Genomic DNA, 22957 nt, shown 5'->3' with positions numbered 1-22957 from the left:
CACCGCACCGGAAATAGCGTGGGTGAGCGTCGTTGCTTGTCTGGTCCGAGCCTCACGCCCCGCTGTGCTGGGGGCGCTGCAACGCTCCTCGGAATGGCCGCGATTGTACAAAACCCCGCTTGGGACGTGGAGATGCGCTCGCGCAGGCCATGGCCGTCTCAGGGCGCCGCCGCGGCGGCCCGCGCCGTGGCGCGCAGGCGCAGGGCCAGCCCCAGCGCGCCGGCCAGCAGGGCCAGGCAGAAGGCCGCCACGGCCGGCCACTGGCCGAACTCCCAGAACCCGCCGGCCACCACACCCAGCACGCTCGCGCCCAGGTAATAGATGAGCAGGTACAGCGACGACGCATGGCCCTTGGAGTGCCGGGCCACGGCCCCCACCCAGCCGCTGCAGACCGCATGCGAGCCGAAGAACCCCAGCGTGAGCACGCAGATGCCGGCGATCACCCAGCCCAGGTGGCTGGACAGCGTCATCACCACGCCCGCCGCCATCATGAGCACGCCGGTCAACAGCACCGGGCCGCGGCCCAGGCGGTCCGCCAGGCCGCCGGCCACGGGCGACACGCCCATGCCCAGCAGGTAGGCGGTGAAGACCAGGCCGATCTCGCTCTGCCCCAGCCCGAAGCCGGGGCCCGACAGCCGAAAGCCGATGGTGTTGAACACCGCCACCAGCGCGCCCACCAGCAGGCAGCCGGCCGCGAACAGCAGGGGCAGCGACGGATCGCGCAGGTGGTCGCGCCAGATGCGCACGTGCTGGGCCGCGCCCGTGCCGGCCGTGCGCACGAAGCGGCGCGACGGCGGCAATAGCAGCAGGAAGCCCAAGGCCACCACCAGCCCCAGCACGCTGAGGGCCGCCAGCGCCGTGCGCCAGCCGTAGGCATCGGTCAGCACGCCCATGATCACGCGCCCGGACATGCCGCCGAAGGCCGTGCCCCCCACGTACAGGCCCATGGCAAAGCCCAGGCCGCGCGCATCGATCTCCTCCGACAGATAAGCCATTGCCACGGCGGGCACCCCGCCCAGCACCACGCCCTCGACGGCGCGGGCGAACAGCAGCAGGTGCCACTGCGGCGCCAGTGCCGCCGCCAGATTGCAGGCGGCGGCCAGCGCCATGGACGCGAACATCAGCCAGCGCCGCCCGACGGACTGCGACAGCGCGCCCGCAAACAGAATGGAGACCGCCAGCAACCCTGTGCTGAGCGACAGCGCCAGGGCGCTCTGCCCGGCGCCAACGCCAAAATGCCGGGCGAACTCCGGTAGCAGCGGCTGCACGCTGTAGAGCAGCGAAAAGGTGGCGAAGCCTGCCAGGAACAGTGCCAGGCTGATGCGCCGGTAGGCCGGCGTGCCTGTGCGCGCGCCGTCCGGCAGGGCCGCGTCGGCGGCCGGTGTGGTCGTTGCCATGGCGTCTCCCCTCCCCCGATGGTTGTTGTGCCGCGATTGTCCGCGCCGCGCCGCGCGGCTGTCCAATGCATCGCGCGGGCGCCACAGGCGATCCCGATAGACGGAGTGCGCCGCACCCGGCCCGTTAAAATCGCGGGTTCCGGCCTCCAGGGCGCAGGCCCGCGCGGCCGCAGCCTTCGGGGCGCTTTCGACGCACTTCCCGAGCACTCCCTTGTCCTACGCCCCCGAAACCCGGCGCCGCCGCACCTTCGCCATCATTTCCCACCCCGCGACGCGGGCAAGACCACGCTGACGGAAAAGCTGCTGCTGTTCTCGGGCGCGATCCAGATCGCCGGCGCCGTGAAGGGCCGCAAGGCCAGCCGCCACGCCACATCGGACTGGATGGAGATCGAAAAGCAGCGCGGCATCTCGGTGGCCTCGTCCGTCATGCAGATGGCCTACCGCGACCACGTGGTCAACCTGCTCGACACGCCCGGCCACAAGGACTTCTCGGAAGACACCTACCGCGTGCTCACGGCCGTCGATTCGGCCCTGATGGTGATCGACGCCGCCAACGGCGTGGAAGCGCAGACGCGCCGCCTGATCGAGGTCTGCCGCCAGCGCGACACGCCCATCATCACCTTCGTCAACAAGATGGACCGCGAGGTGCGCGACCCGCTGGACATCATGGACGAGGTGGAACGCGAACTGGGCATGCCCTGCTGCCCCATGACCTGGCCGGTAGGCCAGGGCAAGGCCTTCGGCGGCATCATCAACCTGCGCACGAAGACCATGACGGTCTTCGAGAGCGGCAGCGAGCGCCGCCCACAGGACTTCGAAGCCATCCCCTTGAGCGACGAGGCCACGCTGCGTGCGCGCTTCGGCGCCGAGTTCGACGCCGCACTGGAAAGCATGGAGCTGGCCGTGGGCGCATCGCCCGCGTGGGACCATGAAGCCTTCCTGGCCGGCAAGCTCACGCCCGTGTTCTTCGGCTCCGGCGTGAACAACTTCGGGGTGATGGAGGTGCTGGACGCACTGGTGGACATGGCGCCCTCGCCCGGCCCGCGCGTGAGCACGCTGCAGGTCAACAAGCAGCCCGTGGTCAAGACCATCCAGCCGGAAGACGAAGGCTTCTCCGGCGTGGTCTTCAAAGTACAGGCCAACATGGACGCCAACCACCGCGACCGCATCGCCTTCGTGCGCGTGGCGTCGGGCAAGTACACGCCGGGCATGAAGCTCAAGGTGCAGCGCACCGCCAAGGAACTGCGCCCCACCAGCGTGGTGACCTTCATGTCCCAGCGCCGCGAGGCGGTCGAAGAAGCCTACGCGGGCGACATCATCGGCTTCACCACGCACGGCGGCGTGCAGCTGGGCGACACCATCACCGACGGCGCCAGCCTGCAGTTCACCGGCCTGCCGTTCTTCGCGCCCGAGATGTTCATGACCGTGGTGCTGAAGAACCCGCTGCGCACCAAGCAATTGCAGCAGGGCCTGATGCAACTGGGCGAAGAAGGCGCCATCCAGGTCTTCAAGCCCGAAGCCGGCGGCAACATGCTGCTGGGCGCCGTGGGCCAGCTGCAGTTCGAAGTGGTGCAGCACCGCCTGAACAACGAATACGACTGCGACATCCGCCTGGAAGGCTGCCAGTACACGGGCGCACGCTGGATCACGGCCGACTCGGCCAACGACCTGCGCGATTTCGAGAACGCCTACCCGCTGCGCATGGCGCGCGACGCGGCCGACACGCTGGCCTACCTGTGCACCAGCCCCTACGACGTGCGCCTGGCGCAGGAGCGCTTCCCCAAGATCCACTTCCATCCGCTGCGCGAGCACGCCGGGTTGTCGCTGGGCAGCGCGAATTGACGTAAGTACTTCATGCAAAACCTCCTGTTCGCGCTGGCGCTCTACGCCCAGTTGGCCGCATTTTTAATCGCCTGCTGGGGCTGGGGATGGGCGGTTCTGCCTCTGCGGCAGCCCAAGCAACCCGTGGACACACCGCTCGCGCTAGCAGTAGGGATGGGTATTGTGATCTGCGGCCTGCAGGTCTGGGCGGTGGCCGGTTGGCTGAGTCCAGCGACTGTTCTGGGCACCGTGGGTGCAGGCCTGTGCCTGTCCATGGTCGCCGCGCTCCGCTCACGGCTCACTACCAAGTCCCCAAATACCTGCCGCCTTGAGCAGGATCTAATAAGCCGCACCGCTCATTGGCTCTTTCCGGCGCTAGTGATGGTGTACGCCCTACCGCTGGCAGTCGTTCCACTGGGGCCACCGCTCGCGTGGGACGAACTCATGTACCACTTGCCACATGCGCGCGAGTGGGCGCTGAGCGGCACACTCCAAGTCAACGAATGGCTGCGCTACCCCTGGTTCCCCTATAACTTCGATCTGCTCTACGCCGCAGCACTGACCCTGGGCAACGACGTGCTGCCGCATCTGCTGCATGCCGCAGCCGGCGGCATTACGGCCTGGCTCATTTATCGACTGGGCCTGCATCATCTTCAAGATCCAGCGGCGTCGGCCCTGGCCGCGTTGGTCTGGATCTTCTTGACCCGCCCGCTCTACAGTTCGGCTTATGTGGACATGGGGGTTGCGATGTTCACTTTAGCCGCCTGTGCGGCAATGCAGGAATGGCTCTCCAGCGGGGAAAACGTCGCCTCCCGCGAACGCCGCTGGGCCTTTGCATGTGCCTTCCTACTGGGCGTCGCAGCGGGCGCCAAGTACCAAGTGCTGATGCTCTTGCCTTTCTTCGCACTCGTTCTGGCCTGGCACGACCGACGTCCATCTACGTGGATAGGTGCAGCCTTTTTCCTATGCCTTCCCTGCCTATATTGGTACGCACGCAATGCAGTGATGACCGGCGACCCGTTCAATCCGATGGGAGGGCGACTGTTTGGATTCTCCGACTGGAACCTGCGAGACTATCAATGGCAATTCGAAGATCTCCGTCGCAACGTAGGATGGCCGCATTGGACACTCTGGCCGGCTCTCACTGTATTGCTGTGGCCTGCACTACGAAACCAGCGGACGGTGCGCCGCGCTTGCCTTGCCGCCACCTACATGGTGGCAGTTTGGGCCTTGAGCTCACGGTATCCCCGCTATCTCATGCCAGCCTTTCCGGTGCTGGCTCTTCTGGCAGCGGCGAGTTGCCTACAGGCCCTGCGGCGGGGGCAACAGTGGCTCGGGATAAACCATCAATGGTCCGAAAGGGGGGTACTGCTGCTGGGCGTGCTTTTATTGGCCTCTCTGGCCCTGCCCAGTTGGCGTGAAGCGAGAAACCACTGGCGGGACATGACCCCGACTCAGGCAGCGCGCGACGCTGTACTGGCGAAGCGGCTCGACGGGTATGGAATGTGGACTTATCTCCAAGCCCATCCACAGACCAAGATCTATCAGGTGGGACTGGAAGACAACATCTACTATGCGCCCCGTCCCATCTGGGGCGAGGTCTTCGGCCCCTGGCGTTACACCGACTATATTGGCCTTCCTGCTGAGGCGATGTTTCGCAAATTGTCGGAACAAGGCTTCACAGCCCTTGTCATCCACACCGGTCGCGCGCCGATGGTGGATGTTCAACCCAACTTCGAATGCTACTTCCAGCTTGTGCACCGCGACGGCTCGGTGGCTTTGTATGCATTGCGGACAGCAACCTGCGCCACGGCCCGATCGACCCCCTCTGCAAATCCTCTTCCATGAACAGCGTTGACCACATTCAGGCACCCGTACCGCGCATCGCCGCTCTGATCCCCTGCTACAACGAGGCTCTGTCCATCCGCCAAGTGATCGCCGAATTCAAAGGATGCCTGCCGGAGGCTCGTATCTACGTTTTCGACAACAATTCCAACGACGGCACGGCCGGCATCGCCGCGGAGTGCGGCGCCACGGTGATCTCCGTGCGCGCGCAGGGTAAGGGCAACGTAGTGCGACGCATGTTCGCCGACGTGGAGGCGGACGTCTACGTAATGGTGGATGGCGACGCCACCTACGACCTGCGCGATGTGCGCGCCCACATCCAGGAGTTGCTCGCGCAGCGCCTTGATATGCTCGTCGGCTGCCGCAAGGACGACGGTAGCAACGCCAAGACCTACCGACCAGGCCACCGGCTCGGCAACCGGCTGCTGACGGGCTCGGTCAGTTGGATCTTCGGCCACGGTTTCTCCGACATGCTGTCCGGCTACCGGGTGTTCTCGCGCCGCTACGCCAAATCCTTCCCGGCAATGGCCGAGGGCTTCGAGACCGAGACCGAACTGACCGTGCATGCATTGGAACTGCGCATGCCCTATTCCGAGGCCAACATCCACTATCGCGCGCGGCCGGAGGGCTCGTTCAGCAAACTATCCACGCTGAGCGACGGCTGGCGCATCCTCAAGACCATCTTCCGTCTCTTTTCCAGCGAACGCCCGGTGGCCTTCTTTGGCCTGCTGGCCGTCGCGCTAGCCCTTCTGTCGCTTGGCCTGGCGCTGCCCTTGATATTGACCTACATGAAGACCGGGCTAGTACCACGACTGCCCACGGCCGTGGCCGCCACCGGCGCCATGCTGTGCGCTGCCCTGTCGCTGGTGTGCGGCATCATCCTGCGCACGGTGACGCTGGGGCGCCGCGAAGCCAAACGCCTCACCTACCTCGCAATCCCGGCCTGGGAAGACGACCCGCAGGCGTCATGAACTCGCGCACGTTCGCCCCGCAGTTCGTGCGCTTCCTGGGCGCCGGGCTCGTCGGCCTAGCCGTGGACATCGCCGTGCTCTATGCGCTCGCGCCCGCCCTTGGCTGGTACGCGGCGCGGGTGCTCTCCTTCCTGGCGGCAGCGACCACCACCTGGGCAATCAACCGGCGCTACGCCTTCCAGGCGCAGGTCCCGGCCGGGCACACGGGCTGGGCGCGCGAGTATGCACGCTACCTACTGTCCATGACGGCGGGCGGTGCGGTCAACTACGCGACTTACACGCTGCTCCTGCACACCCCTGCCGTGCCGCAGGCGCCGTGGCTCGGCGTGGCCGCGGGCAGCGCCACGGGCCTGGTCTTCAACTTCACCGCCGCGCGCTGGTGGGTCTTCCGGCGCAACCACTCTTGAAAACCCTCCCCGGTACCACGGCTGCGGCCGCCTGACCGCATATCTCGTCTCCATGCCAACGCTTCCCCCCTCCTCCTTGATGCAGCCCCTGTCCCGGTGGCGCGCGCCGCAGGGCCTGCGCGGCGTGCTGACCGACATCGACGACACGCTGACGACCGACGGCGCCATCACGCCCGACGCGCTGGCCGCGCTGGGTGCGTTGCGGGCCGCGGGCCTGGTCGTGATTCCCGTCACGGGGCGGCCGGTGGGCTGGAGCGAAACCTTCGCCGCCACCTGGCCGGTGGATGCCACGGTGGCCGAAAACGGGGCCGTCGCGCTGCTGCCCGATACCAGCCAAAACAGCCGCCAGCCCAATACTGGCGGGCGCAAGCAGCTATCAAAAATATACCAGCAGGATGCCGCCACTCGGAGCGCCAACTTCGCGCGCATGCAGGAGGTGCTGGCGCGGATCGAGCGCGAGGTGCCGGGGGCGGTGCGCGCCACCGACTCGCCCGGGCGCGAGTGCGACATCGCCATCGACCACAGCGAATTCACCGCGCTGCCCCAGGCCGCCATCGACCGGTGCGTGGCGATCATGCGCGCGGCGGGCATGAATGCCACGGTGAGCAGCATCCACATCAACGGCTGGTACGGCGACCACAACAAGCTGGAGGGCGCGCGCTGGATCGTGCGCACGCTGTTCGGCCGCGATCTGGACGCGGAGATCGGGCAGTGGGTGTACGTGGGCGACTCGACCAACGACCAGCTGATGTTCCAGCACTTCCCGCACAGCGTGGGCGTGGCCAACATCGCGCGCTTCGTGCCGCAGCTGCAGCACCTGCCGCGCTACGTGGCGCAGGGCGAGCGCGGCGCGGGGTTTGCCGAGGTGGCGCGCGCCATCCTTGCCGGTCACACATCGACACCGTAATTCCCCCGCGGTGTGGCCCTGTTGGGGCCTGCGAGACTCCCAACTTGGTGCAAGCTGCGCTAGAGTGCCGCATGGACCTGATCAATGCATTCCGACAATTGCAGGCAATCGACCGGACCCGGCCGAGCCTGCCTGGTGAACATCTCGCGGTGGCCGGTCTCGGCCTGGCCCTGATTGCCGTTTCCCTGCGCTCCGACCGGCGCGGCACGGCGGCCCTGCAGGCCGCCACCGGCGGCGCCCTGCTGCTGCGGGCGCTGCGCGGCACCGACTACCTGACCCGCCTGCCGGAGCCCCGCGCCACCCCGGCGTGGGATTCGCACCTGGAAGACGCCCGCGCGCTGGGCCTGGATTGAGGCACAGCGGCGTCGGCAGCGCCGAGCGCTCCGCCGAGGCGGCACCCGGCCCCAGGCGATTTACAAGCAAAGTGGGCTGAGACGCTCATGCAACAAGCGCCTCCAGCTATCACTTAGATAGCAATCACTGCGCCTTGGCCAGCCCGAGCTTTTCGATCAGCGCCTTCTCGCGCGCATAGGTGTCCTGCGCGAACTTCTGGTACTCGGCCGTGCCCATGTAGATGGGCACCATGTCGTAGCGGGCCAGGGCGGTGCGGTAGCTTTCCTGGTCCATGGCCTGCTTGAAGGCGTCGTGCAGCCGGCGCACCACGTCGGGCGGCGTGCCCTTGGGTGCGCCGATGCCGAAGGGCGAGTTCTGCACGATGTTCAGGCCCAGCTCCTTGAGCGTGGGCGCGTCAGGGAACTTGGCCAGGCGCTCGGCGCCCCAGGTGTTGAGCACGCGCAGCTTGCCGGCCTCGACCTGCGGGGCGAAGCCGGTGGAATCGGTGGCCGCCATGAGCTGGCCGCCCAGAATGCCCTGCATGAGATCGGCGCTGCCCTTGTACGGCACGTGCAGCAGCTGGATGCCGAGCTGCTGCGCGACCAGCTCCATCGTCAGGTGCGGGCTGGTGAGCGTGCCGGTGGAGCCGTAGCTGAGCTTGCCGGGGTTGGCCTTGGCGTAGGCCACGAAGTCGGCCCAGGTCTTGAGCGGCGAATCGGCCGGCACCACCACGCCGAAGGCATAGCCGGTGACGTTGATGACGTAGCTGATGTCCTTGACCGGGTCCCAGTTGATCTTGGTGGTGTAGGGCAGCCGGAACACGCCGAGCGGGATCTGGCCGACGGTATAGCCGTCCGGCGCCGAGGTCTGAAGCGCCTGCGCGGGCAACGTGCCGCCGGCGCCGGGCTTGTTGTCGACGATCACAGGCTGGCCCAGCACGCGGCTGGCGTTGTCGGCCAGCGCGCGCATGGTGATGTCGGTGGGCCCCCCGGCGGGGAACGCGATCACCAGCTTGATGGGCTTGGTGGGAAAGGCCTGGGCGCGGGCGGTGAAGGCGGGGGCAGCCAGGGCGGAGGCCCCGAGCTGGACGAAATGGCGGCGCTGCATGTGGGTGAGGTCCTTGTGGGATCGGTGGGCAAGTGGCCCATTGCACCGCAGCCAGGCCCAGGGCACGCAGGCCGGAAACCCTGAGCCGCTGTCCCGCAGGCGTCATCCCACCGGTCCCCGGGCGGGCGCTTAGAACGTGTTGACGATCTTAGGCCTTGTAGGTGGACAGCAGCAGGCTGGTCTCGGTGTTGGCGATGCCCGGCGTGAGGCGGATACGGCCCAGCGCGCGGTCGAAGGCCTCCAGGCTGTCGGCGCGCAACTCGGCCAGGATGTCCCAGCGGCCGTTGGTGGTGTGCAGCGCGTCCACCGCGGGCTCGCCCCGCAGCAGGCGGATCACCTCGGGCGCGGCGTTGCCCTCCACGGCGATGCTCATCCACGCGCGGATGCGGTGGGGCTCGGAGTCGGGCCGCAGGCGCACGGTGTAGCCCACAATCACGCCCTCTTCCTCCAGCCGCCGCAGCCGGTTCTGCACGGTGCCGCGGGCGATGCGCAGGCGCGCGGCCAGGGCGGCCACGGGCAGGCGGGCGTCGGTGCGCAGCAGGCCGATGATCTCGCGGTCGGTGTCGTCCATTCTGGTCATGGTGCACAGCCCTATTGAACAGATCGCCAATTTACCGCGCTATTCGATCACTGTGCAGGCTGGCAGTTGGCGCGGCGCCTTCGGAGAATGGGCAGACAGCCCCGCCACCTCGCCCTCCCCGGAGCCTCTCATGACCCGACTCATCGACTTGCCCACCCTGGCCCGCCTCGTCGAAGACATCGGCCCCGCCCGCTTCATGGCCGAGCTGGCCGACCAGATCCGGGAGGACTTCCTGCGCTGGCCGGCTTTTGAGAAATCGGCCCGCACCGCCAGCCACAGCGCCGGCGGCGTGATCGAGCTGATGCCGGTGGCGGACGATACGCTCTACAGCTTCAAGTACGTGAACGGCCACCCCGGCAACCCTGCGCAGGGCCTGCCCACGGTGATGGCGTTCGGCGTGCTGGCGGAAGTGGCTACCGGTTATCCGCTGCTGCTGTCCGAACTCACCCTGACCACCGCGCTGCGCACCGCCGCCACCTCGGCCCTGGCCGCCCAGGCGCTGGCACGGCCGGGGTCGCGGCGCATGGCGCTGATCGGCAACGGCGCGCAGGGCGAATTCCAGGCGCTGGCCTTCCATGCGCTGCGGGGTATCGACGAGCTGCGCGTGTTCGACACCGACCCGGCGGCCACCGCCAAGCTGCAGCGCAACCTGGCAGGGGAGCGCGACCTGCATGTCGTGCCCGCCGCTTCGGTGGCCGACGCCATGCGCGGAGCGGACATCGTGACCACCGCCACCGCCGACAAGACGCGCGCGGCGATCATCACGCCCGGCCTGGTGGCGCCGGGCATGCACATCAACGCCGTGGGTGGCGACTGCCCCGGCAAGACGGAGCTGCACCCCGATGTGCTGCGCGGCGCCAGCGTCTTCGTGGAGTACGCCCCGCAGACGCGCGTGGAGGGCGACATCCAGCAGCTGCCGGCCGACCACCCGGTGACGGAGCTATGGCAGGTGCTGGCCGGCCAGGCGCCCGGGCGCCGCAGTGAGCGCGAGGTGACGGTGTTCGACTCGGTCGGTTTTGCGCTCGAGGACTTTGCCGCCCTTCGTTACGTGCATGCCCGTGCGCAGGAGCGCGGCCTGGGCACCGAGGTGGAACTGGTGCCCACCGACGGCGACCCGAAAGACCTGTTCGGCCGCACGCGGGGAGCGTCCAGCACGGTGGCCAGCGCAGCAGCAGGCCCGCGGCTGCAGCGCGTGGCATAGACCGCGGCATATACGGGTCGGGCCATCGCCTGCCAGCCGACACATTCAAGAGAAACAGGGTTAAATCGCCCACCGATACTGCGCATAACGCTATTTAATTGATAGCGAATGACGGCCTGCCGTACACGCATCGCCGTGGCACGCCCTCCTACAGCGCCCGCCTGCCGGAGCCGACACCGCCCCCCCGACGCCGCCCCTAACGTCATGGACGTTGCCCGTGGCGCGCGCTGCCGGCTTCACACCCACCTGCATGCCCCGCCCGAAGTCGGCCGGGCAGCCCGCTGAGAGGAAGCCCGCCATGCCCGACCGCCACCCTGCCCCGCTCGTCCTGGGGGCGCTCTTCGTCCTGATGGGCCTGCTCGTCGGCACGGGCGGCGTGTGGCTGATCGCCCTGGGCGGTTCCTGGTACTACCTGCCTGGCGGGCTGGTTCTGGTCCTCACCGGGCTGCTCCTGCTGCAGCGCAACCCGGCAGCGCTGTGGGTGCATGCCGCTCTGTTGACGGCCACGCTCGCCTGGTCGGTCTGGGAGGCCGGGCTGAACTGGTGGGCCCTCGTGGCGCGCGGCGATGTGCTGTTCTTGCTGGCGCTGGTCATGCTCACGCCCTGGTTCGCCCGCGGCCTGGTCGCCGCCACGCGGCAACCGGCCCGCCAGGGCCTGACCGCTGCGCTGGGCGCCTTCACCGCCGTGGCGGCGGTCGCCTGGTTCCAGGGCAGCGGGCACGGGCCGGGCGAAGCCATCGCCCAGGAAGTGCCTGCGCTTGCCGCACCGTCGGTGGAGGCCGCCGCCCATCCCCGCCCCCATTCACTCGAAGGCCGCCTCGCTGCGCCCTTGCCCGCCCCGTCCCCCAACGCGGGCAACGGGCCGCGTGAAGTCGGCTGGCCGCTTCGCACCGACGTTGCGCCCTCCGCAGCCGCGGCAGGAGGTTTTCCACCCGCGGCGCTGCATGCCGCCCACCAGGTCTTTTTCTGCACACCGCAGCCGGCGCTGGTGGCGCTGGACGCGGCCACCGGCACGCCGCTGTGGCGGCACGCATTGGAGCCCGGCGCCGCAGCGGACTGCGAGGCGCTGTCGTACCAGCCGCCCGCCGCAGGCCCAGGCGCTGGCGCCGCCGAGGCCGCACCAAAGGCAACGCACGCCGTGCTGTCCCGCCCGGCAACAGCCGAGTCGCGCTGCGATGCCCGCCTCTTCGTGCCCATGGGCGCTGCCCGTGTTCTGGCTCTGAATCCGCTCGACGGCCGACCTTGCGCCGAACTCGGCACGGGCGGGGGCGTGATCGCCCTGCAGACGCAGCCAGCGCAGGGCAGTGCCCACCCGGAAGCCATCGTGGCCCTGGCCGCCACAGGCGACCGCCTGCTCGTCGCGAGCGCGGCGGGGCCGGCGCGCAGGGACGACGCTGCCATGCCCGCGGCCCGCCTGACCCTTCAGGCGTACGACCTGCGCACCGGTGCCCCCACGTGGCAGTGGCAGCCGCCGGCGGGCCTGGCGCCCGCCCCGGGCCGCCAGCCGCTCACGCACATCGACGATGCACTGGGCCTGCTGTACGTGATGGGCCGCACGGGCACTGCCGCAGAGGGAGGGATCGCCGTGGCAGCGCTCGACCTGGCCAGCGGGCGCCTGCGCTGGCGGTTCGAGAGCGAGGAGCCTGCCGGCCCAGGCCAGCCGGTGGCCGTGGCCGCAGGGGCCCCGGCAGCGGCACCCGTCTATTTCGCCGATCTGCGCCGCGGACCGGCCCACATTCCGGCGCTGGTGCATCCGACGGGCGGCGGGCACGCCATCGTCCTGGACCGGCGCACGGGCACACCTCTGCAGCCCGCCTCCGGCCCGGCGAGCGGAGCCGGCAGCCGCCCTCCGAGCGGTGCCGACCTGTGGGGCGTGACGCTGCTCGACCAGCTGGCCTGCCGCATCGCCTTCGAACGGCTGCGCTTCCAGGACCGCTTCAGCCCGCGGGACGCTGCCATGGCCCTTCCGGCGCACGGCGGCACGCTGGGCCGCTTCCACTGGCCGGATCTGCCGGGCGAGGCGCCGGGCACGGCTGCGCTGCAGGTGTCGACAGGGGGCGGGGGCGGGAGCGCATTGCCCGCGCCGAGGCGCGCCGAGCCCGGCCCGCTGATGGTGCAGACGCGCTCGACCGCATCCGCCGAATCAGGCCCGGTCGCCCTCGTGCAGCTACAGCCGCTGCGCTCACCGCTGGGCCTGCCCTGCCAATCGCCCAGCACCGGCAGCACCGCGCCGCCACTGCCCTCCTCCACCGGAGTGCCTCAGGCTCCGGCGCCGGCGGGACCGATGACCACCGCCCCACCCAGCCGCCCGGACCTGCTGGTGCACACGGGAAACCAGGGAACCCCTGGCGCCGCCGGCGCGGTGCAGCTTGCAGCTGCCCCGCCCCAGGGCTGACAAACGGACGCTTGCCGGCGCATGCCCTAGCGCGCAGCCTTACCGCACGTCCCGGTGCTGCGCAGCAGCCTCCACGGACAGCGGCTCCGCATCGCACCCGACGCCTGCCGCAATCCAGCGCAACGCCAGGGCCCGCAGCAGGCGCTCCACCCAGGCGTTGCGCCATCCGATGACGCTGCCCGGGTCGGCCACCATGCCGCATTGGTAGCGCTGCAGCCGGTCGTCCCAGCGCAATGCCACGCACGCCCCGCTGCGCCGGCGCGACACCACCATGCCCAGGGGACACGGCTGCGCCAGACAGCACAGGCCGCAGCCGTTGCACGGCGCACCGGTGGGCGGCTGCGCCGGGGCCTGCGCATGCCAGTGCACCACCTGCCAGTCGGCGTTGGCGGGCGGGGCATCATGGGAAGACGGAGGGGGCGCGGGCATGGAGAGAGCGTGGAGGACCAGGACTGGCGGGCGGAAGAACACGGCGGACCGGCGGACCACATGGGCGACAGCCCCTGCGGCATTCTTGCGCAAAGGGCCAGGCAACGGGCCAGTCCACGACAAGCAGGCCGCGCGCGGGTGGCAATCTGCACCGGAATGCCTGGACGGCATACCGGTTGGTGCGATGCCGCGCACTTCTACTGCCACGGCCACTTCGACGGCCACCACCCCACCGATGCCCGAGCGACCGGCAATGTCGCCATGGGCGCAGTACGGGCAGCGGAAGCGGCCCAGCCGCGAACGGAGCGCCCACCCCTCGCCCCGCCAGCCAAGAAAAAAGGCGCCCGCAGGCGCCTTGCTCGATGATCGACCAGGGCCGCACGCAGCCCGCCCTGCCCGTCGTCGGTTCCGTTCAGTGCTGCAGGATCTTGTTGAGGAAGTCCTTGGTGCGCGGCTGGCGCGCATCGGGATTGCCGAAGAAGTCTTCCTTCGTGCAGTCCTCAAGAATCTTGCCGCCCACGTCCATGAAGATCACGCGGTGGCCGACCTTGCGTGCAAAGCCCATTTCATGGGTCACGCACATCATGGTCATGCCTTCGTTGGCCAGGCTCACCATCACGTCCAGCACCTCGCCCACCATTTCGGGGTCCAGGGCCGAGGTCGGCTCGTCGAACAGCATGACGATGGGGTCCATCGACAGCGCGCGGGCGATGGCCACACGCTGCTGCTGGCCGCCGGAGAGCTGGCCCGGGAACTTGTCCTTGTGCGCCGACAGGCCCACGCGGTCAAGCATCTTCAGGCCACGCACCTTGGCGTCCGACGGGTTGCGGCCCAGCACCTTGATCTGCGCGATCGTGAGGTTTTCGGTCACCGACAGGTGCGGGAACAGCTCGAAATGCTGGAACACCATGCCGACCTGGCTGCGCAGCTTGGGCAGGTTGGTCTTGGGGTCGTGCACGGCCACGCCGTTCACGTAGATCTCGCCCTTCTGCACGGGCTCCAGGGCGTTCACGGTCTTGATCAGCGTGGACTTGCCGGAGCCGGACGGACCGCACACGACCACCACTTCGCCCTTCTTGATGGCCGTGGAGCAGTCGTTGAGCACCTGGAAGCTGCCATACCACTTGGAAACGTTCTTGAGTTCAATCATTTGCTTAATTCCTCACTCTTGCCAACTCAGCGGATGATGGCGATTTTGCGGTGCAGGCGCTTCACGAGCGCGGACAGCGCGAAGCACATCACGAAGTACACGACAGCGGCCAGCAGGTAGGCCTCGATGGGACGGCCGTAGTTCTTGCCGGCGGTTTCGAAGCCCTTGAGCATGTCGTACGCACCGATGGCATAGACCAGCGACGTGTCCTGGAACAGGATGATGGTCTGCGTGAGCAGCACCGGCAGCATGTTGCGGAACGCCTGGGGCAGGATGACCAGCTTCATGTTCTGGCCGTAGGTCATGCCCAGGGCCTGACCGGCATGCACCTGGCCGCGCGAGATGGACTGGATGCCGGCACGCATGATTTCGCTGAAGTAAGCGGCCTCGAACGCGATGAAGGTGACCACCGCAGACATCTCGGCACCGATCGGCTTGCCGATCAGGAAGGGCACCAGCAGGAAGAACCAGAGGATCACCATCACCAGCGGAATGCTGCGCATGCCGTTGACGTAGATGGTGGCGGGCACGTCCAGCCACTTCTTGCCCGACAGGCGCATCAGCGCCAGCACCGTGCCGAAGAGAATGCCGCCGATCGTGGCCACCACCGTCAGCACGATGCTGAAGTAGAAGCCCTTCAGGACGAACTTGCTGATGATGTCCCAGTTGTAGAAGGAAAAGTCGAGTCCCATCATGTCAGTGGCCTCCACCCGTTCCGCCGGCCACGATGAAGCCCGGCACGCGTGCGCGTTTTTCGATGAACGCCATGATGCGGTTGATGGCAAAGGCCGAGATGATGTACAGGCCGGTCACCGCCAGATAGATTTCGATGCCCCGCGAGGTCTCCTCCTGCGCCTGCATGGCGAACATGGTGAGTTCGGCCACCGACACAGCAAAGGCCACCGACGAGTTCTTAAAGATGTTCATCGTCTCGCTGGTGAGCGGCGGGATGATGATGCGGAACGCCATGGGCAGCAGCACGTAGCGGTAGTACTGCACGGTCGTGAAGCCCATCGCCATGCCGGCATAGCGCTGCCCGCGCGGCAGCGCCTGGATACCGGCCCGCACCTGCTCCGCGATCCGCGCGGAGGTGAAGAAGCCCAGCGCCAGCACCACGAGCACGAAGCCCGAAACGCTCTTCATCGCCGGGAAGATGGCTGGCACCACGTGGTACCAGAGGAAAATTTGCACCAGCAGGGGAATGTTGCGAAACAGTTCCACCCAGGCATTGCCGAAGGCCACGAGGACCTTGTTCTCGGGCAGCGTGCGCAGCGTACCCACGATGGAGCCCGCCACCAGCGCGATCACCAGCGCCAGCAGGGCCACGGACACGGTCCAACCCCAAGCGGAAAGCATCCACTGGAGGTAGGTCGGGTATTCGCCCCCCGGGTCCTGCAGGAAGACTTGCCAATCCCAATTCGATCCCATGGGAATTCCTTCTCAAATCAAAAAAACGTCGATGCGGCGGCCCGCGGTACACGCTTCGTCCTTACAAAAAACGCCCACCGGCAGGTGGGCGTTTGTCAGGAGCGGGCCGTCAGGCGCTCAGTCCTTCAGCGTGTACTCTTCCATGGGCTTGTCGTTGGGGTTGGCCCAGGCAGCCTTGGTGGCTTCGCTGGCCGGCAGGCCGATCTTCACGTTGGCAGGCGGGATGGGCTGCAGGAACCACTTGTCGTACAGCTTGGCCATGTCGCCGGACTTCATCATCGCCTTGATGCTGTCGTCCACCACCTTCTTGAAGGCAGCGTCGTCCTTGCGGATCATGATGGCGATGGGTTCCACACTCAGCACTTCGCCAACGATCTTGAAGTCGGCAGGTGCCTTGGACTTGGCGATGTTGGAGGCCAGGATGGAGCCGTCCATGATGAAGGCGTCAGCGCGGCCGGACTCCAGCAGCAGGAAGCTGTCGGAGTGGTCCTTACCGAACACTTCCTTGAACGTCAGGCCTTCGGCGCGCTTGTTCTTGCGCAGCGTCTGCACCGACGTCGTGCCCGTGGTCGTGGCGATGGTCTTGCCGTTCAGGTCCTTGATGCCGGCGATGCCGGAGTTGGCCTTGACGGCGATGCGCACTTCTTCCACATAGGTGGTGACGGCGAAAGCCACATCCTTCTGGCGGGCCTGGTTGTTGGTGGTGGAGCCGCACTCGATGTCCACCGTGCCGTTCTGGACCAGGGGAATGCGGTTCTGCGAGGTCACGGGCTGGTACTTGGTTTCCAGCTTGGCCAGGCCCAGGTGCTTCTGCACGTCGGCGATGACCTTGGCGCAAACGTCGTAGTGGAAGCCCGTGTACTTGCCGTCCCCCAGGGTATAGGACAGGCCGGAGGATTCGCGCACACCTTCCGTGATGGAGCCCGAGGCCTTGATCTTGGCCAGCGTGTCATTGGCTTGCGCGAAAGCGCTGCCCGCGGCCAGTGCGGTGATGGCGACTGCCAACAGGTGTTTCTTCATAAGGAGCTCCTTAGCTTACAAATACAAACGGAAGGGTTCATTCTAGAGAGCCGGCACCCTCACAACGTGTCTGTGCGAGCCTCAGGAATTCGGGATAACCCGCATGCAGCGGATCAAAAAGGGACTTGGTCGGTGGGGTACTTCCAGAAATCGCGCAACAGGTAGCTCACCGGCAGGTTCAGGGCACGCTGGCTGGGCGGTATGGGCTTACCGAACCACTTGTCATAGATCGGATAGATCTCGCGGCTGGAGATCAGGCGCCGCATCTCCTCGTCCACGAGTTTCTTGAACTCCGGGTCGTTCTTGGGCAGCATGATCGCCAGCGGCTCCGTGGTGAGAAAGCGCCCCACCACCTTCAGCGCAGCCGGGTCGGGGCGGCTCGCCGCCAGCCCATACAAGAGCACGTCGTCCATCACGAACGCATCGGCCTGGCCCGCCTCGACCATCTCCACGCCCTTGCCGTGGTCCGGCACTTCCAGGATCTCGATGTTGAGCATGCGCTCGCGGTTGGCCTGGCGCGCCGCCGCCAGCGGCGTCGTGCCCTTGGTGGACACGAGCTTCTTGCCCTCCAGGTCCTCGATGCGTTCGATGGGGCTGGCGGCCTTCACCAGCATGCGGGCGCCGGTGATGAAATGCGGCACGGTGAACGCCACCTTCTGGCGCCGCTCGGCATTGTTGGTGGTCGAACCGCACTCCATGTCGGCCTTGCCGGTCTCGATGGCTTCCAGGCGGGTGGCCGGCGTGACGAGCAGGAAAGCCACGGCGAGGTCCTTGGCGCCGGCCTTCTTGCGCACGGCCTCGGCGATGCGCAGGCACAGGTCGATCGCGTAGCCGACCGGCTTGCCCTGGTCCACGTACGAGAACGGCACCGCCATCTCGCGGTGGGCAATGACGAGCTTGCCGCCGGCCGCAACGCGCTCCACGGCCCCTTGCGCCGATGCGCCCAGGCCCGAGCACAGGACGGCAGCGCCGAATGCGATTTTCCAGGGCCAGCGGATCATGGGTGGTAGGTTCGTCGAAGTGTGGACGCGAAGGGACAAGCAATCTCTGCGCCAAGCATTGCACCAACATGGTGCAACACCTGCGGCAATCTGTAGTTTGCCGTCGCGGTGCGAACTGTACGTGCCGCGTTCTGCCGATGCCAATGCCGATTGCGTGGCGATGTTATGCGCAAAGTGCATATTACGGGTTAACCCTATGCATAACCCTGCCTGCCAAATGCGCGCGCTCGGTGGTCCATGTGCAGGCCGTGCCTGCTTGGTAGCCCAGGGGCGGCACAGCGTTGCCGCGTGCTAAAGGACGGGACCCGTTGGCCCCGCCCTTCCTTTACAGCGGACGTTCGGAGTTCTGCGATTGCAGGTAGGTCCACAGCGACTGGACCATGCTCTTGGCCGGCTCCTTGCCGGACGGCCTTTCGCGGTAGGCCCGCACGTCCATCACCATCTGCAGGTCTTCCACGCCGGCCGGCACCGCACTCACCAGCTTGCGGGCGCGCAGCTCCTTCTTGACCGCGCTGTGCGGGAGGAAGGCGACGCCGTGGCCTTCCAGCGCCATGGCCTTGAGCCCCTCGGCCATGTCGGTTTCGTAGACCCGGTCGAGGTGGATGGCCGTGCTGGACTGCTTGAGGATGAGTTCAGTGACACGGCCCAGGTAGGCACCGGGCGCGTAGCCCAGGTAGGGCAGCGGTTCGCCCGGCTTGCCCGGCAGGCTGAACAGGGGCTGCCCGTCCGGGCCCGCCTTGGCGTATGGCGAGATCACCTCCTGCCCCAGGCTCACCATCTCGTAGCGGTCGGCATCGAGCTGAAACGGCTGCGACGGATGGTGGTAGGCGATGAGCAGATCGCACCCGCCCTCCACCAGACGCATCACGGCATCGTGCACGTTGAGCGCGATCAGCCGGCTCTTGAGCGGCCCGAATTTCTCGCGCAGCCCCGACACCCAGGCCGGGAAGAACGTGAAGGCCAGCGTGTGCGGCACGGCGAACTCCACCATGTCCTTGCCGGCGCTGGTGTGGGCGCGCAGCATGGCCCGGGTGTTCTGCAACGCCTGCAGCATTTCCAGCGCCTGGTCGTACAAGGTCTTGCCTGCTGCGGTCAGCCGCGTAGGGTAGGAGCTGCGGTCCACCAGATCGGTGCCGGCCCAGGCCTCCAGCGCCTGGATGCGCCGCGAGAACGCCGGCTGGGTGACGTGGCGCAACTGCGCCGACCGGCTGAAGCTGCGCGTTTCCGCGAGGCTGACGAAATCCTCGAGCCACTTGGTTTCCATGGCCGGCATTATCGGCGCGCGGCGCCCCGCGCGGCCGGAAGGCTACGGGAACACCCTGCACCGGAGCGGCCCGCGTTCGGCGGCAAAATACGGCTCCCGCGCCCACAGCGCAGCCCCGCCGTCCGGGCCCCGGGTGCACAACACCGAAGGGCAGAGTGACCAGCATCGCCATGTTTGTTGATCTTCCGACCCTCTGCTCCCATGTCCCCAGAACCCACGCCCGTGCCGGCGCGCGACGATGCCGGCACGCCGGCCGTTGCCGCCGCTGACCACGGCGCCCCCCGTTCCCTGCGCATCGAAGACTGGCTCACCGTCATCGTGATGGCGCTGCTGGCGCTCATCACCTTCGCCAACGTGCTGGTGCGCTACTTCACCAATTCCTCGTTCGCCTGGACGGAAGAGATCTCCGTCTTCCTGATGATCGTGCTGGCGCTGGTGGCGGGCTCCGCCGCCGTGGCGCGTGACCGGCACATCCGCATCGAATGGTTCGCAGAGCGCGGCTCCGCGGCCCGCCGGCGCTTTCTGGCGCAGTTCGGCGCCGCGCTGGTGGCCGTGCTGTTCGGCGTGATCGCCGTGCTCAGCGTGCGCGTGGTGTACGACGATTTCCGCTTCGAGGAAACCTCGCCCGGTATCGGTGTGCCGCAGTGGTGGTATTCCATCTGGCTGCCCATCCTGTCGCTGCTGATCACCTGGCGCGCCATCGGCCTCTACATCCGCCGCGGCCGCCAGCCGGATGCGGACTACCTCGCCGGCGAGGCGACCGGCTCCGGGGTGCCGCTGCCATGATCGCCACGCTGCTCTTCGTCGCCTTCCTGGTACTGATGTTCGTGGGCGTGCCGATCGGCGCGGCCCTGGGCCTGGCGGGCGCGGCGGCCATCGCGCTCGCCAACCAGGAAACGCAGTGGTTCGGCCTGCTGGCCGTGCCGCAGAACTTCTACGCCGGCCTGGGCAAGTACCCGCTGCTGGCCATTCCGATGTTCGTTCTGGTCGGCTCGATCTTCGACCGCTCGGGCGTGGCACTGCGGCTCGTCAACTTCGCCGTCGCCATCGTGGGCCGCGGCCCGGGCATGCTGCCGCTGGTGGCGATTGCCGTGGCCATGTTCCTGGGCGGCATCTCGGGCTCGGGCCCGGCCAATGCGGCGGCCGTGGGCGGCGTGATGATCGCGGCCATGAGCCGCGCCGGCTACCCCGGCAGCTTCTCGGCCAGCGTGGTGGGCGCCGCGGCGGCCACCGACATCCTGATTCCGCCGTCCGTCGCCTTCATCATCTATTCGGTGCTGGTGCCCGGCGCTTCGGTGCCGGCGCTGTTCGCGGCCGGCATGATCCCCGGCGTGCTGGCCGGCATCGCGCTCATCGTTCCGGCCGTGTGGCTCGCGCGCAAGCACAACATGGGTGCGCTCGAAGCGTCCATGCCGCGCCCCGCGTTCTGGAAGAGCCTGCGCGAAGCCGCCTGGGGCCTGGCCGCGCCGGTGCTGATCCTGGGCGGCATGCGCGCCGGCTGGTTCACGCCGACCGAGGCTGCCGTGGTCGCGGTGTTCTACGGCCTGTTCGTGGGCATGTGCATCCACCGCACGATCACGTTCCGCGACCTGTTCCCGATCCTGCGCGAGGCGGGCGAGCTGTCCGCCGTGATCCTGCTGGTCGTCTCGCTGGCCGGCATCTTCGCGTTCTCGCTGTCCACACTGGGCGTGATCGATCCGGTGGCGAATGCCATCGTGCATTCCGGCCTGGGCGAATACGGCGTGATGGGCCTGCTGATCCTGCTGCTGATCACCGTGGGCATGTTCCTCGATGGCATCTCGATCTTCCTGATCTTCGTGCCCCTGCTGCTGCCCATCATGAACCACTACCAGTGGGATCCGGTGTGGTTCGGCGTGATCCTCACGCTCAAGGTGGCGCTCGGCCAGTTCACGCCGCCGCTCGCCGTCAACCTGATGGTGTCGTGCCGCATCGCCGGCGTGCGCATGGAATCCACCGTGCGCTGGGTCGGGCCCATGCTGCTGGCCATGGGTGTGGTGATGCTGCTGGTGATCGCCTTCCCGCAACTGGCCCTGTGGCTGCCCGCCAAGCTGGGCTACTGACCGAATTCATACAAGGAGACTGAAACCATGAAACTGCGCACCTTCCTCACCTCTGCCGTGGCCGCTGCCGCCGGCCTCGCCTTCAGCGCGCCCGCGCTGGCACAGACCTACAAAAGCGAGTACCGCATGTCGCTGGTGCTGGGCACGGCCTTCCCCTGGGGCAAGGGTGGCGAGATCTGGGCCAACAAGGTGCGCGAGCGCACGCAGGGCCGCATCAACATCAAGCTGTACCCCGGCGTGTCGCTGATCCAGGGCGACCAGACGCGCGAGTTCAGCGCGCTGCGCCAGGGCGTGATCGACATGGCCGTGGGCTCCACCATCAACTGGTCGCCACAGGTGAAGGCACTCAACCTGTTCTCGCTGCCCTTCCTGTTCCCCGACTACGCGGCCGTGGACGCGGTGACGCAGGGCGACGTGGGCAAGAGCATCTTCCAGACGCTGGAGAAGTCCGGCGTGGTGCCGCTGGCCTGGGGCGAGAACGGCTACCGCGAGATCAGCAATTCCAAGCACGCCATCAAGTCGCCGGCCGACCTCAAGGGCCTGAAGATCCGCGTGGTGGGCTCGCCCCTGTTCCTGGATACCTTCACCGCCCTGGGTGCCAACCCCACGCAGATGAGCTGGGCCGACGCCCAGCCTGCCATGGCCAGCGGCGCCGTGGACGGTCAGGAAAACCCCGTGTCGGTCTACATGGCCGCCAAGCTCTACACGGTGGCGCAGAAGCACATCACGATGTGGGGATACATGAACGACCCGCTGATCTTCGTGGTGAACAAGGACATCTGGGCCAGCTGGACGCCCGCCGACCGCGAGATCGTGAAGCAGGCCGCCATCGACGCCGGCAAGGAGCAGATCGCCATCGCGCGCAAGGGCATGGTCGAAGCCGACAAGCCCTTGCTGAAGGAGATCGCCAGCCACGGCGTGACGGTCACGCAGCTCAGCCCCGCCGAGCGCGAGGCGTTCGTGAAGGCGACCCGCCCCGTGTTCGAGAAGTGGAAGGGCCCCATCGGCACCGACCTGGTGGGTGCGGCCGAGAAGGCCATCGCCGCCCGCAAGCCCTGACCGGCCCGGCAGCCGCCTTCCGCGCAGAGCCCCGCCCCGGCGGGGCTTTTTCATGGGCACGAAACACATCCCACTGCGCCGCGCTGCGGGCTTGCAGCCAGGCGACCGGCATCGGCCGACAAACCGCCGCGGCTGGCCACTCAGCCGGCCAGCGCTTCCACCGGCCGGCGCTGCGGCCGCTCAGTAGCTGCCGTCCACCGGCGGCGGGTGCTTGAGCGCGTTCATGCGCAGCTTGCGCTGGACGGCCTCATCCAGGTCGATGCCGGTGTGGTCGGCCAGCTGGACCAGGTAGAGCAGCACGTCGGCCATCTCCTCGGCGACGCGCTCGCGCCCCGGCGCGGATTGCGCCAGCGTGCGGGACTCTTCGGGCGTGAGCCACTGGAACAACTCCAGCAGCTCGGCCGCCTCGACCATCAGCGCCATGGACAGGTTCTTGGGCGTGTGGAACGGCGGCCAGCGGCGCTGCTCGGCAAAGCGGCGCAGGGTGGACTGCAAAGCGGGAATGTCCATGGGGGCGTTCTTTCCGGAGACCCAGGGCGGCGACATCGCTACCAATTCGAT

21 protein-coding genes, 1 pseudogene and 1 riboswitch are annotated in these 22957 nt (G+C 67.7%); of the genes and pseudogenes, 11 read left to right on the top strand and 11 right to left on the bottom strand.

Translation table 11 applies throughout. The annotated features are described in order from the left end of the window. Nucleotides 1–17: 17 nt before the first annotated feature. Nucleotides 18–96: riboswitch (S-adenosyl-L-homocysteine riboswitch) on the bottom strand. Between the two features lie 62 nt (nucleotides 97–158). Then, on the bottom strand, nucleotides 159–1397 hold the full coding sequence (locus QE399_RS09955) for an MFS transporter (RefSeq protein WP_309828390.1): 1239 nt from the start codon (nucleotides 1395–1397) through the stop codon (nucleotides 159–161). Nucleotides 1398–1608: 211 nt separating this feature from the next. Between QE399_RS09955 and QE399_RS09950 the strand changes: the two are divergent. The 6 genes and pseudogenes from QE399_RS09950 to QE399_RS09925 all read left to right on the top strand — a co-directional run bounded on the left by QE399_RS09950 (nucleotide 1609) and on the right by QE399_RS09925 (nucleotide 7701). Then, nucleotides 1609–3239, top strand: a pseudogene (locus QE399_RS09950) (peptide chain release factor 3). Between the two features lie 12 nt (nucleotides 3240–3251). Then, nucleotides 3252–5066 carry an ArnT family glycosyltransferase gene (locus QE399_RS09945; protein ID WP_309828388.1) on the top strand — a complete coding sequence of 605 codons (1815 nt, stop codon included), beginning with the start codon at nucleotides 3252–3254 and terminating at the stop codon, nucleotides 5064–5066. After that, nucleotides 5063–6034, top strand: a complete 972-nt coding sequence (locus tag QE399_RS09940; protein ID WP_309828386.1) for a glycosyltransferase family 2 protein — start codon at nucleotides 5063–5065, stop codon at nucleotides 6032–6034. Before QE399_RS09945 ends, QE399_RS09940 begins: the two co-directional genes overlap by 4 nt. Beyond that, nucleotides 6031–6441, top strand: coding sequence for a GtrA family protein (locus tag QE399_RS09935; RefSeq protein WP_309828385.1), 411 nt, complete (start codon nucleotides 6031–6033; stop codon nucleotides 6439–6441). Before QE399_RS09940 ends, QE399_RS09935 begins: the two co-directional genes overlap by 4 nt. Nucleotides 6442–6520: 79 nt before the next feature. Further along, nucleotides 6521–7348, top strand: a complete 828-nt coding sequence (locus QE399_RS09930; protein WP_309832005.1) for an HAD-IIB family hydrolase — start codon at nucleotides 6521–6523, stop codon at nucleotides 7346–7348. A gap of 71 nt (nucleotides 7349–7419) precedes the next feature. Beyond that, nucleotides 7420–7701 carry a hypothetical protein gene (locus tag QE399_RS09925; protein WP_309828384.1) on the top strand — a complete coding sequence of 94 codons (282 nt, stop codon included), beginning with the start codon at nucleotides 7420–7422 and terminating at the stop codon, nucleotides 7699–7701. Nucleotides 7702–7825: 124 nt separating this feature from the next. Here the strand turns inward: QE399_RS09925 and QE399_RS09920 are convergent, their stop codons facing one another. Then, nucleotides 7826–8788: a Bug family tripartite tricarboxylate transporter substrate binding protein gene (locus QE399_RS09920; protein ID WP_309828382.1), complete on the bottom strand. Its 963-nt coding sequence runs from the start codon at nucleotides 8786–8788 to the stop codon at nucleotides 7826–7828. 148 nt (nucleotides 8789–8936) lie between these two features. Continuing rightward, on the bottom strand, nucleotides 8937–9368 hold the full coding sequence (locus tag QE399_RS09915) for an Lrp/AsnC family transcriptional regulator (protein WP_309828379.1): 432 nt from the start codon (nucleotides 9366–9368) through the stop codon (nucleotides 8937–8939). 130 nt (nucleotides 9369–9498) lie between these two features. Here QE399_RS09915 and QE399_RS09910 point away from each other — a divergent pair, with 130 nt between their 5' ends. Both QE399_RS09910 and QE399_RS09905 read left to right on the top strand, forming a co-directional pair. After that, a complete protein-coding gene (locus QE399_RS09910) occupies nucleotides 9499–10569 on the top strand; it encodes an ornithine cyclodeaminase (RefSeq protein WP_309828377.1) in 1071 nt (356 codons plus the stop codon). 298 nt (nucleotides 10570–10867) lie between these two features. Then, nucleotides 10868–12964, top strand: coding sequence for an outer membrane protein assembly factor BamB family protein (locus tag QE399_RS09905; RefSeq protein ID WP_309828375.1), 2097 nt, complete (start codon nucleotides 10868–10870; stop codon nucleotides 12962–12964). 39 nt (nucleotides 12965–13003) lie between these two features. Here the strand turns inward: QE399_RS09905 and QE399_RS09900 are convergent, their stop codons facing one another. From QE399_RS09900 to QE399_RS09870, 7 genes are all read right to left on the bottom strand, one after another. Further along, the gene (locus tag QE399_RS09900; protein ID WP_309828374.1) at nucleotides 13004–13393 is read right to left on the bottom strand and encodes a hypothetical protein; all 390 of its coding nucleotides are present in this window, start codon (nucleotides 13391–13393) and stop codon (nucleotides 13004–13006) included. 412 nt (nucleotides 13394–13805) lie between these two features. Then, the gene (locus tag QE399_RS09895; RefSeq protein WP_309828372.1) at nucleotides 13806–14543 is read right to left on the bottom strand and encodes an amino acid ABC transporter ATP-binding protein; all 738 of its coding nucleotides are present in this window, start codon (nucleotides 14541–14543) and stop codon (nucleotides 13806–13808) included. A gap of 26 nt (nucleotides 14544–14569) precedes the next feature. Then, nucleotides 14570–15238: an amino acid ABC transporter permease gene (locus QE399_RS09890; RefSeq protein WP_309828370.1), complete on the bottom strand. Its 669-nt coding sequence runs from the start codon at nucleotides 15236–15238 to the stop codon at nucleotides 14570–14572. Nucleotide 15239: 1 nt separating this feature from the next. Then, nucleotides 15240–15971 carry an amino acid ABC transporter permease gene (locus QE399_RS09885; RefSeq protein ID WP_309828368.1) on the bottom strand — a complete coding sequence of 244 codons (732 nt, stop codon included), beginning with the start codon at nucleotides 15969–15971 and terminating at the stop codon, nucleotides 15240–15242. 117 nt (nucleotides 15972–16088) lie between these two features. Next, nucleotides 16089–16991, bottom strand: a complete 903-nt coding sequence (locus QE399_RS09880) for a transporter substrate-binding domain-containing protein (protein ID WP_309828366.1) — start codon at nucleotides 16989–16991, stop codon at nucleotides 16089–16091. A gap of 113 nt (nucleotides 16992–17104) precedes the next feature. Then, nucleotides 17105–17992: an amino acid ABC transporter substrate-binding protein gene (locus QE399_RS09875; protein ID WP_309828364.1), complete on the bottom strand. Its 888-nt coding sequence runs from the start codon at nucleotides 17990–17992 to the stop codon at nucleotides 17105–17107. 325 nt (nucleotides 17993–18317) lie between these two features. Continuing rightward, nucleotides 18318–19256 carry a LysR family transcriptional regulator gene (locus QE399_RS09870; RefSeq protein ID WP_309828363.1) on the bottom strand — a complete coding sequence of 313 codons (939 nt, stop codon included), beginning with the start codon at nucleotides 19254–19256 and terminating at the stop codon, nucleotides 18318–18320. 201 nt (nucleotides 19257–19457) lie between these two features. Here QE399_RS09870 and QE399_RS09865 point away from each other — a divergent pair, with 201 nt between their 5' ends. Genes QE399_RS09865 through QE399_RS09855 form a run of 3 tightly spaced genes read left to right on the top strand, consistent with a single transcriptional unit; the run spans nucleotide 19458 to nucleotide 22396 of the window. Next, a complete protein-coding gene (locus QE399_RS09865) occupies nucleotides 19458–20042 on the top strand; it encodes a TRAP transporter small permease (RefSeq protein ID WP_309828361.1) in 585 nt (194 codons plus the stop codon). After that, nucleotides 20039–21337 (top strand): TRAP transporter large permease, encoded by a 1299-nt coding sequence (locus tag QE399_RS09860; protein WP_309828359.1) that lies wholly within the window; start codon nucleotides 20039–20041, stop codon nucleotides 21335–21337. The genes QE399_RS09865 and QE399_RS09860 overlap by 4 nt, the downstream gene beginning before the upstream one ends. A gap of 27 nt (nucleotides 21338–21364) precedes the next feature. After that, nucleotides 21365–22396, top strand: a complete 1032-nt coding sequence (locus tag QE399_RS09855; RefSeq protein ID WP_309828357.1) for a DctP family TRAP transporter solute-binding subunit — start codon at nucleotides 21365–21367, stop codon at nucleotides 22394–22396. A 180-nt stretch (nucleotides 22397–22576) separates the two neighbouring features. Here the strand turns inward: QE399_RS09855 and QE399_RS09850 are convergent, their stop codons facing one another. Next, nucleotides 22577–22906, bottom strand: a complete 330-nt coding sequence (locus QE399_RS09850) for a nucleotide pyrophosphohydrolase (protein WP_309828355.1) — start codon at nucleotides 22904–22906, stop codon at nucleotides 22577–22579. Nucleotides 22907–22957: the final 51 nt, after the last annotated feature.

It is taken from the genome of Paracidovorax wautersii (assembly GCF_031453675.1).
Lineage (GTDB): Bacteria > Pseudomonadota > Gammaproteobacteria > Burkholderiales > Burkholderiaceae_C > Paracidovorax.
Note: the sequence above shows the minus strand (reverse complement) of the source record. Positions and strands in the feature narration are given on the sequence as shown.

Coding starts and splice junctions, on each gene's coding strand:
- QE399_RS09885 (WP_309828368.1), bottom strand. CDS start 15,971: ATGGGATCGAATTGGGATTGGCAAGTCTTCCTGCAGGACCCGGGGGGC.
- QE399_RS09880 (WP_309828366.1), bottom strand. CDS start 16,991: ATGAAGAAACACCTGTTGGCAGTCGCCATCACCGCACTGGCCGCGGGC.
- QE399_RS09910 (WP_309828377.1), top strand. CDS start 9,499: ATGACCCGACTCATCGACTTGCCCACCCTGGCCCGCCTCGTCGAAGAC.
- QE399_RS09875 (WP_309828364.1), bottom strand. CDS start 17,992: ATGATCCGCTGGCCCTGGAAAATCGCATTCGGCGCTGCCGTCCTGTGC.
- QE399_RS09955 (WP_309828390.1), bottom strand. CDS start 1,397: ATGGCAACGACCACACCGGCCGCCGACGCGGCCCTGCCGGACGGCGCG.
- QE399_RS09865 (WP_309828361.1), top strand. CDS start 19,458: ATGTCCCCAGAACCCACGCCCGTGCCGGCGCGCGACGATGCCGGCACG.
- QE399_RS09900 (WP_309828374.1), bottom strand. CDS start 13,393: ATGCCCGCGCCCCCTCCGTCTTCCCATGATGCCCCGCCCGCCAACGCC.
- QE399_RS09915 (WP_309828379.1), bottom strand. CDS start 9,368: ATGACCAGAATGGACGACACCGACCGCGAGATCATCGGCCTGCTGCGC.
- QE399_RS09920 (WP_309828382.1), bottom strand. CDS start 8,788: ATGCAGCGCCGCCATTTCGTCCAGCTCGGGGCCTCCGCCCTGGCTGCC.
- QE399_RS09870 (WP_309828363.1), bottom strand. CDS start 19,256: ATGGAAACCAAGTGGCTCGAGGATTTCGTCAGCCTCGCGGAAACGCGC.
- QE399_RS09890 (WP_309828370.1), bottom strand. CDS start 15,238: ATGATGGGACTCGACTTTTCCTTCTACAACTGGGACATCATCAGCAAG.
- QE399_RS09860 (WP_309828359.1), top strand. CDS start 20,039: ATGATCGCCACGCTGCTCTTCGTCGCCTTCCTGGTACTGATGTTCGTG.
- QE399_RS09895 (WP_309828372.1), bottom strand. CDS start 14,543: ATGATTGAACTCAAGAACGTTTCCAAGTGGTATGGCAGCTTCCAGGTG.
- QE399_RS09930 (WP_309832005.1), top strand. CDS start 6,521: ATGCAGCCCCTGTCCCGGTGGCGCGCGCCGCAGGGCCTGCGCGGCGTG.
- QE399_RS09905 (WP_309828375.1), top strand. CDS start 10,868: ATGCCCGACCGCCACCCTGCCCCGCTCGTCCTGGGGGCGCTCTTCGTC.
- QE399_RS09925 (WP_309828384.1), top strand. CDS start 7,420: ATGGACCTGATCAATGCATTCCGACAATTGCAGGCAATCGACCGGACC.
- QE399_RS09935 (WP_309828385.1), top strand. CDS start 6,031: ATGAACTCGCGCACGTTCGCCCCGCAGTTCGTGCGCTTCCTGGGCGCC.
- QE399_RS09945 (WP_309828388.1), top strand. CDS start 3,252: ATGCAAAACCTCCTGTTCGCGCTGGCGCTCTACGCCCAGTTGGCCGCA.
- QE399_RS09850 (WP_309828355.1), bottom strand. CDS start 22,906: ATGGACATTCCCGCTTTGCAGTCCACCCTGCGCCGCTTTGCCGAGCAG.
- QE399_RS09940 (WP_309828386.1), top strand. CDS start 5,063: ATGAACAGCGTTGACCACATTCAGGCACCCGTACCGCGCATCGCCGCT.
- QE399_RS09855 (WP_309828357.1), top strand. CDS start 21,365: ATGAAACTGCGCACCTTCCTCACCTCTGCCGTGGCCGCTGCCGCCGGC.